At 65.2% G+C, this 7905-nt stretch carries 7 protein-coding genes; 2 read left to right on the forward strand and 5 right to left on the reverse strand.

Going from position 1 to position 7905, the window contains the following annotated elements; all coding sequences use genetic code 11:
* From hisS to ACILRN_RS14320, 5 genes are all read right to left on the reverse strand, one after another.
* Positions 1-1432: histidine--tRNA ligase (gene hisS / locus ACILRN_RS14300; RefSeq protein WP_395689395.1), on the reverse strand; the 1432-nt coding region annotated here is incomplete at its 3' end.
* Positions 1433-1702: 270 nt separating this feature from the next.
* The gene (locus ACILRN_RS14305; RefSeq protein ID WP_395689397.1) at positions 1703-2548 is read right to left on the reverse strand and encodes a fumarylacetoacetate hydrolase family protein; all 846 of its coding nucleotides are present in this window, start codon (positions 2546-2548) and stop codon (positions 1703-1705) included.
* A gap of 43 nt (positions 2549-2591) precedes the next feature.
* The gene (locus ACILRN_RS14310) at positions 2592-3266 is read right to left on the reverse strand and encodes a lactate utilization protein C (RefSeq protein ID WP_395689400.1); all 675 of its coding nucleotides are present in this window, start codon (positions 3264-3266) and stop codon (positions 2592-2594) included.
* Positions 3263-4678, reverse strand: coding sequence for a LutB/LldF family L-lactate oxidation iron-sulfur protein (locus tag ACILRN_RS14315; RefSeq protein ID WP_395689407.1), 1416 nt, complete (start codon positions 4676-4678; stop codon positions 3263-3265). Before ACILRN_RS14315 ends, ACILRN_RS14310 begins: the two co-directional genes overlap by 4 nt.
* Positions 4678-5442: a (Fe-S)-binding protein gene (locus tag ACILRN_RS14320; RefSeq protein WP_395689402.1), complete on the reverse strand. Its 765-nt coding sequence runs from the start codon at positions 5440-5442 to the stop codon at positions 4678-4680. Before ACILRN_RS14320 ends, ACILRN_RS14315 begins: the two co-directional genes overlap by 1 nt.
* Positions 5443-5587: 145 nt before the next feature.
* Between ACILRN_RS14320 and ACILRN_RS14325 the strand changes: the two genes are divergently transcribed.
* Both ACILRN_RS14325 and ACILRN_RS14330 read left to right on the forward strand, forming a co-directional pair.
* Entirely contained in the window at positions 5588-7078 is a 1491-nt protein-coding gene (locus tag ACILRN_RS14325) for an FAD-linked oxidase C-terminal domain-containing protein (RefSeq protein WP_395689404.1), read from the forward strand.
* Positions 7078-7905, forward strand: an 828-nt coding sequence (locus ACILRN_RS14330) for an FAD-binding protein (RefSeq protein WP_395689405.1), incomplete at its 3' end; no start/stop codon positions are given. The genes ACILRN_RS14325 and ACILRN_RS14330, both read left to right, overlap by 1 nt.

The raw sequence follows: 7905 nt of genomic DNA on the forward strand, positions 1-7905 counted from the left end.
CGGCCAGCGCCTTCTTGACGACGGCGACGAGATCGGCCTCCGGGACCGAGACTTGCGCCAGCCGCTGCGCGGCATATTCGGCATGGCTGGCGATGTTGCCCGCCAGCTCGGCGCCCAGCCGCAGGTCCTTGATCTGCACCTCGCCACGCGCTTTTTCATCGCCGCCCTGAATCACCACCAGCGGCGCGCCGCGCTTGTCGGCATATTTCATCTGCGCCTTCATGCCGGCCGTGCCGGTGTAGAGCTCGGCGCGGATGCCGGCGGCGCGCAACTGTTGTACCATGCGCCAGTAATCGCCCTGCCGCTCCTTGTCCATGACCAGCACGACAACCGGCGCGAGGGTCGATGACTCCTCGGCCTTGCCCACCAGCTTCAGCGCCGCATAGAGCCGCGACACGCCGATCGAGAAGCCGGTGGCGGGCACCTGCTGGCCGGTGAAGCGCGCCACGAGATCGTCATAGCGCCCGCCGCCGCCCACCGAGCCGAAACGCACGGTGTTGCCGTCCTCGTCCTTGGTGTCCATCAGCAATTCGCATTCGAACACGGGGCCGGTGTAGTATTCGAGCCCGCGGACGACGGCGGAGTCATAGCGGATGCGATCCACGCCATAGCCCGCCGCCTGAAACAGTGTCTGCATGGCTTCAAGGTCACGCAGGCCATCCTCACCATTCTTGCTGCCGCTTACGAAACGCGCATCAAGAGCCGCCGCGGTGGCAAAGGCAAGGCTTGCTTCGATCTGCTTATCAGAGAGGCCCGCGCCCTTGGTAAAATCGCCTGACTCGTCTTTGCGGCCCGCGCCAAGGAGCAGCACCACGCCTTCTTTGCCGAGGCGATCCAGCTTGTCGAGGGCGCGCAGCCACGTCAGCTTCACGTCTTCGCCGATCCCGAAAGTCTCGGTGAAGCCATCCAGCATCTTCCGGCTGTTGACCTTCATCACATACTGCCCACGCGGAATGCCCAGCGCTTCCATCGTATCCGCGGCCATCATGCAGACTTCGGCATCGGCCACCGGCGAGGCGGAGCCCACCGTATCGGCGTCGAACTGCATGAACTGGCGGAACCGGCCCGGCCCCGGCTTCTCGTTCCTGAACACCCAGCCCTGGCGGTAGCTGCGGTAGGGGGTCGGCAGCTTCTGCTGGTTCTCGGCCACATAGCGGGCGAGCGGCGCGGTCAGGTCATAGCGCAGCGACAGCCATTGCTCGTCATCGTCCTGGAACGAGAACACGCCGGCATTGGGCCGGTCCTGATCGGGCAAAAACTTGCCCAACGCATCGGTGTATTCGACGAAGGGCTGCTCCACCGGCTCGAAGCCATAGGATTCATAAACATCCTGGATTTTCGCCAGCATGCGGCGGACGCCGCGGATCTCATCGGGTCCGATATCGCGGAAGCCCTTGGCGGCCCGCGCCTTTGGGCGGTTTTCCTTGGTCATGCTGATGGTCCACCGTGAATGCCGGGCTATCTAGAGGAACGGGCGGCGGCGGGCAACCACAATGGCGGCGGCGGGCCGAAGAGGATCGCCGGGGGATGCCCGGCGATGAAGAAACATCTCAACTCATCATGCCCGGACTTGATCCGGGCATCCTCTCAGACGGCGGCAAAGAAGACCCCCGGGTCAAGCCCGGGGGTGATGAATAATGGGCAATAGCGGACCATGGCATCTGGCGGCCATCGCCACGCCGGGATGATTTCTGTTACCGCCTCACTTATCCCGCACCACTTTCTGCGACTGTTCACCCAGCCCGGCAATCCCGAGCCGCATGGTGTCGCCGGGCTTGAGGAAGCGCTGCGGCTTCATGCCCATGCCCACGCCGGGCGGCGTGCCGGTGGTGATGATGTCGCCTGGCATCAGCGTGAAGAACTCCGAGAGATAGGCCACGATATGGGCAACGCCGAATACCATGGTGGAGGTCGAGCCGTCCTGCACGCGCTTGCCGTTGAGCTCCAGCCACATGTGGAGCTTCTGCGGGTCCTTAACCTCATCCGCCGTCACGAGCCACGGTCCGACCGGGCCGAAGGTGTCGTAGGACTTGCCCTTGGTCCACTGGCCGGAGCGCTCCGCCTGGAATTCGCGCTCCGAGAGATCATTGATCGTGCAATAGCCGGCCACATGCTTCAGCGCGTCGGCCTTCTTGATGTTCTTGGCCCTGGTGCCGATGATCACGCCCAGCTCCACCTCCCAGTCCGACTTCTTGGACTTGGGCGGAATGGTCACGTCGTCATTGGGGCCCGAAAGGCAGCTCACCTGCTTGGTGAACACCACGGGCTCCTTCGGCACCTGAAGGCCCGATTCGGCGGCGTGATCGGAATAGTTGAGGCCGATGGCGATGAACTTCTGCGGATTGGCGATGCAGGCGCCGATCCGCGGCTTGCCGCGCACCAGCGGAAGCGATTCCGGCTTGATCTTGCGCAGCCGCGCGAGGCCGGCGGAGGATATCACCGCGCCGGTGATGTCCGGCACCACGGCGGACAGATCGCGGATGCGGCCTTCCTTGTCGAGAAGGCCCGGCTTTTCCTTGCCCCTGGGGCCATAGCGCAACAGCTTCATGAGAATTTCTCCCTGACTGGAATTGAAGGATCAGTATCCGCCGTCAGCACCCGGTGACGATGATGACATGCATGTTCTTGGGGCCATGCGCGGGGCGCACGATGGTCTGCTCGATGTCGGCGGTGCGCGACGGGCCGGAGATCATGTTGACGGTGCGCGGCATGCTGCCTTCGCCCATGACCCCGCGCAGCTTGGTCCACACCTCTTCATAACTTCCGAACAGCTGTGAGGCCTCGAGCATCACGATATGCGCCTCGGGCAGGAAGTTCAGCGTCGTCGGGTTCTCAGGCCCGGAAATCTGGATGATGGTGCCAGACTCAGCCACCCCCGCGAAGGCGCGGGTCATCGACGCGCGGTCTGATTCATGGGCGCGGCCCTCGACCACTTCGATGGCGCCGCCGCGGTGCCAGGGAAGCCTGGCCAGCACCGGATCCGCCCCGCGCCGCACATGGGCCGGCAGATTGCCGTTGCGCAGATAATCCGCCACGGCGGCCGGCACGTCGTTCACATCGTCGAGCACCGTAACGGTGCCGCCCACCGCCACCATCATCTCGGTGAACAGGCGGATGCGATGCGCCTCGTCGCCCGTGCCGCGCGCCGGAATGAGATTGCGCGGATGGCGGGCAAGCCGCTCGTCCACCGCGGCGCGGCGCCCGGCCTCAGGCGCCGGGGGAAGCTTGGCGCGGATGCGCGCAATCATGTCTGGGCGGGCGCTCACCGGCGGCGCTCCTTCCACAGCTGGTGAAAGGTCTTGCCCTGCGGCGCCGGAAAATCGCGGTTCTGGGTCCAGCCTTCGGCCAGCGGCAGCTTCGCCAGCCGGCCCTTGCCATGCGCCTGGTTGGCAAGCACCCGCGCCGCCAGCGCCGTGGCCATGCGGTAAAGCTTCGGCCGCTGCGCCACCCATGCCCAGACGCCCAGTCCCCAGCGAATGGCCGTGGGCTGCAAATGGCGTTCGAATTCCTTCTCGCGCCAGTGCCGCAGCATGCTGGGAATGGGAATCCGCATCGGGCAGACTTCCTCGCAGCGGCCGCAGAAGGTGGAGGCGTTGGGCAGATGCTTCGCGTTCTCGATGCCGGTGAGTGCTGGCGTCACGACCGCACCGATCGGGCCGGGATAGACCCAGCCATAGGCATGGCCGCCCACCGCATTATAGACCGGGCAATGGTTGAGGCAGGCGCCGCAGCGGATGCAGCGCAGCATGTCCTGAAACTCGGTGCCCAGCACATTCGAACGGCCATTGTCGAGAATGACGACGTGATATTCATCCGGCCCGTCGAGATCGCCCGGACGGCGCGGGCCGGTGGACAGCGTGGTGTAATTCGAAAAATCCTGGCCGGTGGCCGAGCGCGCCAGAACCCGCAGGATGGTGGAGGCGTCCTCGAGCGTCGGCACGATCTTCTCGATCGACGCCAGCACGATGTGGACGCGCGGCAGGTTCTGGGTGAGATCGCCATTGCCTTCATTGGTGACGATGATCGAGGTGCCGGTTTCGGCGATCAGGAAATTGGCGCCTGTGACGCCCACATCGGCGGCCAGATATTTCTGGCGCAGCACGGCGCGCGCCTCTTCGACGAGAGAAGGAATTTCCGTCAGGTCGCGGCTGGGGTCGAGGTGGGTGTGGGCCTTGCGGAAATCGGCCTCCACCTGGTCGCGCGTCAGATGCACAGCGGGCGCGATGATGTGGCTCGGCCGCTCGTTGCGCAGCTGGATGATATATTCGCCAAGGTCGGTTTCGACCGGCGTAATTCCGTTCTCGGCCAGATGCTGGTTGAGGTCGATCTCTTCCGAGATCATCGATTTGCCTTTGGTGACGAGCTTCGCATTCACCTTCCGGCAGATGCCCAGAATGGCGGCGCGCGCATCGTCAGGCGTTTCCGCCCAGTGCACTTCACCGCCGCTGGCCTTCACCCTGGCCTCGTAGCGCTCGAGATAGATATCGAGATGGGCGAGCACATGGTCCTTGATGTCGCGCGCCTGGTCGCGCAGCTGGTCGAACTCCGGCAGCGCCTCGCGGGCTTTGGAACGCTTCTGGATGAAGCGCGGGCCGGTCTCGGTCATCGCATATTGCAGCTTGCCGTCGGCCAGAGCCTTGCTGACGTTATCCGGAAATGCGGCGCTGGACATATCCATCATTCGGCCTCCGCAATGGGCGGCGTCAGATAGTCGCCCGCAAGAACTTCAGCCACATGCCGCGCTTTGACGTTTGAACCCTCGCGCTTCAGCTTGCCCGCCATGTTCATGAGGCAGCCGAGATCGCCGGCGATCAGCGTATCAGCGCCGGTGGCGTGGATGTGCTTCAGCTTCTTCTCCAACATCTTGTCCGAGATGCCGGGATATTTGACGCAGAACGTGCCGCCGAAGCCGCAGCACACTTCGGAATCGGTCATTTCGCGGAGCGAAACCCCCTCGACACTGGCCAGCAACTGGCGCGGCTCGTTGCGGATGCCGAGCTCGCGCAGGCCGGAGCAGGAGTCATGATAAGTGGCGCGGGCCGGAAATTCGGCGGTGACCTTGCTCAGCTTCATCACGCGGGTGAGAAAAGACACCAGCTCATGTGTCCGCTTCGCAAGGTCCAGCGCCGCCGCATGATCCGCCGTGCCCGCCGGGAACAGTTCCGGATAATGCTTGATGATCATGCCGCCGCAGGAGCCCGACGGCGCCACCACATAATCGAAGCCCCTGAACGCTGCGATCACCTGGCGGGCCAGCGCCTGGGCGTGCGCCTTGTCGCCAGAATTGTAGGCCGGCTGGCCGCAGCAGGTCTGGGCTTCCGGAACCTCCACCTGGCAGCCGGCATCCTCCAGCAGCTTCACCGCCGCGAATCCCACCGAGGGCCGGAACAGATCGACGAGACAGGTGACAAAAAGTCCGACGCGGGGCTGGGCAGGCGGCATGAAACCTCAAGGCAATGGCGGAACAGGCTTTTGCCAGCCCGAGCCTCCGGCGGCAAGGGGCAGCTATGCCGCGCAACGGCGTTGCATTCCGGCGCGATGCTGGCTTAATGCCACAGCCCATTACGACAACAGGACATAACCGCCCATGCTGACCATGCCGGTCCCCGATGCGGACACCATCCGCCGCCGCGCCGAGATCGCGGAGGCGCTCCGCGCCATCGTTCCGGGCGAGGGCGTGATCGCGGCGCCGGCCGAAATGCGGGCCTATGAGACCGACGGGCTCACCGCCTACCGCCAGATGCCGCTGGTGGTGGCGCTGCCGGAGACCACCGCGCAGGTTTCGGCGATTCTGAAATATGCCCATGACAACGCCGTCAAGGTGGTGCCGCGCGGGGCGGGCACCTCGCTGTCGGGCGGGGCTTTGCCGCTGGCGGACGGCATTCTGCTCGGCATGGCCAAGTTCAACCGCGTGCTGGAGATCGATTATGACAACCGCTGCGCGGTGGTGCAGCCGGGGGTGACCAACCTCGCCATCACCAGGGCCGTGGAGCATAAGGGTTTCTATTACGCGCCCGACCCCTCCTCGCAGATCGCCTGCACCATCGGCGGCAATGTGGCGGAGAATTCTGGCGGCGTGCACTGCCTGAAATACGGCCTCACCGCCAACAATGTGCTGGGCATCGAGATGGTGCTGATCTCGGGCGAGGTGATCCGGCTCGGCGGCAAGCATCTGGACAGCGGCGGCTATGACCTGCTGGGCGTGATGACCGGTTCGGAAGGCCTCCTCGGCGTGGTCACCGAAGTCACCGTCCGCATCCTGCAGAAGCCGGAGACGGCGCGCGCCGTGCTGGTGGGCTTCCCGTCGAGCGAGGATGCCGGGCAATGCGTGGCCGATATCATTTCGGCCGGCATCATTCCGGGCGGCATGGAAATGATGGACCGCCCGGCGATCCGCGCCGCCGAGGATTTCGTCAATGCCGGCTATCCGCTGGATGTCGAGGCGCTGCTGATCGTCGAACTCGACGGGCCGCAGGTCGAGGTCGACCACCTGATCGAGCGGGTGAGCGAGATCGCCAGGGCCAACCGCTCCATGACGCTCCGGATCTCGGCCTCGGAGGAGGAGCGGCTGCTGTTCTGGGCCGGGCGCAAGGCGGCATTTCCAGCGGTGGGGCGCATTTCGCCGGACTATCTCTGTATGGACGGCACCATTCCGCGCAAGCGCCTGCCGGATGTGCTGAAAGGCATGGCGGAGCTTTCGGCGCGCCACCGGCTGCGTGTGGCTAACGTGTTCCATGCCGGCGACGGCAATCTGCACCCGCTCATTCTTTATGATGCCAACGACCCCGATGAACTGGACCGCGCCGAGCAGTTCGGTGCGGACATCCTGCGCCTCTGCGTCAAGGTGGGCGGCGTGCTCACCGGCGAGCACGGGGTGGGCATCGAAAAGCGCGATCTGATGCCGGAAATGTTCTCGGAAGCCGATCTCGCCCAGCAAATGCGCGTCAAATGCGCCTTTGATGCGCAAGGCCTGCTCAATCCCGGCAAGGTGTTTCCGGTCCTGCACCGCTGCGCCGAGCTTGGCCGCATGCATGTGCGCGGCGGGCAATTGCCGTTCGCCGACATTCCGAGATTCTGATGGCCGATGCCGTGAAACCCTCCTCGGAAGCCGAGCTGGCGGAGATCATCGCCGCCGCCGAAGCGCCGTTCGAGGTGATCGGAACCGCCACGCGGCGTGGCCTGGGGCGGCCGATGCAAACTGCCGCCACGCTCGATCTGTCGGGCTTTTCCGGCGTCATCGCCTATGAGCCGGATGAACTGATCCTCGAGGTTGGCGCCGGCGCCAGGCTTTCCGAGATCGAGGCGCTGCTGGCGGCGCGGCGCCAGCAGCTGGCCTTCGAACCGCCGGACTGGTCGGCGCTGCTGGGCGCCTCGCACAGCGGCACGGTGGGCGGGCTTGTCGCCTGCAATCTCTCTGGCCCCCGCCGCATCAAGGCCGGCGCGCTGCGGGACCATATTCTGGGGGTGCGCGGCGTCACCGGCGGCGGCACCGCCTTCAAGGCCGGGGCGCGGGTGGTGAAGAACGTCACCGGCTATGACCTGCCCAAGCTGCTGGCCGGCGCCTATGGCACGCTCGCCGCCATGACGGCGGTCATCCTCAAGGTGCTGCCCGCCCCCGAGACCGAGGAAACCGTGGTGCTCACCGGGCTTGATGATGAAGCAGCAGTGCGGATCATGAGCCTCGCCATGCAATCCTCCTGCGAGGTGGCGGCGGCGGCCTTCATTCCGGGTGAGGCCGTCTATCTGCGGCTCGAAGGCGTGGCGCCTTCGGTGGCCTACCGCCGCGACCAGCTGGCGAAGGCGCTGAAACGGCCCGTCGAAGTGATGGCTGAACGGAGCTCTTCCGCCAAATGGCGGGCGATCCGCGATGGCGCGCTGTTCGTGAACCGTCCGGAGCATCCGTTA

The sequence above is a fragment of the Aestuariivirga sp. genome (genome assembly GCF_044238155.1).
Lineage (GTDB): Bacteria > Pseudomonadota > Alphaproteobacteria > Rhizobiales > Aestuariivirgaceae > Aestuariivirga.

Excerpts from the sequence above, each read along its gene's own strand:
- ACILRN_RS14305 (WP_395689397.1), bottom strand. The coding sequence starts at position 2,548 with ATGAAGCTGTTGCGCTATGGCCCCAGGGGCAAGGAAAAGCCGGGCCTT.
- ACILRN_RS14315 (WP_395689407.1), bottom strand. The coding sequence starts at position 4,678 with ATGGATATGTCCAGCGCCGCATTTCCGGATAACGTCAGCAAGGCTCTG.
- ACILRN_RS14320 (WP_395689402.1), bottom strand. The coding sequence starts at position 5,442 with ATGCCGCCTGCCCAGCCCCGCGTCGGACTTTTTGTCACCTGTCTCGTC.
- ACILRN_RS14325 (WP_395689404.1), top strand. The coding sequence starts at position 5,588 with ATGCTGACCATGCCGGTCCCCGATGCGGACACCATCCGCCGCCGCGCC.